The 902-nt window shown below is 60.2% G+C and carries 1 pseudogene; it reads right to left on the reverse strand.

Features of this window, described 5'->3' with window-relative positions:
- Positions 1-166 precede the first annotated feature (166 nt).
- A pseudogene (locus tag ACFUPX_RS44140) lies at positions 167-902 on the reverse strand (hypothetical protein); the annotation flags it as partial.

The raw sequence follows: 902 nt of genomic DNA on the forward strand, positions 1-902 counted from the left end.
TCTTTACCTAAAGCTGATCAGCGGGGCCCCTCCGAGAGCAAGAAAAGGGGCCGAGTGCCCACTTCGTGCGGTGAGGGCATCCAGCCCTCTCCATTGGTACAAGTGTAATGGCCCCTTTTCATGCTCTCGCCCCGCAGATCACCTTTAGGTAAACACTTCCCCAACCCTAAGCGATCTTGCTTTCTGACGGTCCGTCAGGGGTTTCTGACGGGTCATCAGGAGTGAGTTTCTTGACTGCCCAGATTTGATGTGCCGTGAGGAGCTTGACGAGTGCCGGGAATCCGCCCCGTTCGACGGCTTCGAGAACTCGGGCTTCGAGGCCGTGAGCGACGACCATCTTCCAGGCCGACTCCGCCAGCTCGGCCACCTCCCCGCCGGCCACTTCTTCGGCGGCGTGTTCTTCGTCGCTGACCTCGTCCACTCCGAGCCGGGCCTTGAGCTTGGGAGACCAGCGGAGCCAGGACTTGCCCTTGGTCGCCTTCTCGTACTCGACCCAGAGATCAACGACCGCAGCGTCTCCGGTCGCAAGCAGGTACTCGACCATCTCGAAGGGCGTCAGACTTCCGAGCTTGCCTTTCTTGAGATCACCGCGAGCGACCTCGTTTCCGATGTGCCGTCCGGAGTCCTGAGCCTTGGCGATGTATTCCCCGGCACCTTCGGCCGTCATGACCTTGTCCCACTTGACCCCGTGAGCCTTGTCTGCCGGGAACCCGTGCTTCTTCGTCCAGGCCATCCAAAGCCGTTGCCAGCGAGCCATCATGTACGTGAGCTGCATTACGTCCGGCTCCGAGTCGAAGCAGACGATGACGTGAAGGTGAGGATGCCAACCGTTCTTGCCGTAGGTGATTTCCCGCGAATTGATCGTGCCGATTTTCCCGGTGAGCTTCTTTTCCCGCTGTGCC

The sequence above is a fragment of the Streptomyces sp. NPDC057302 genome (assembly GCF_042667685.1).
GTDB lineage: Bacteria > Actinomycetota > Actinomycetes > Streptomycetales > Streptomycetaceae > Streptomyces.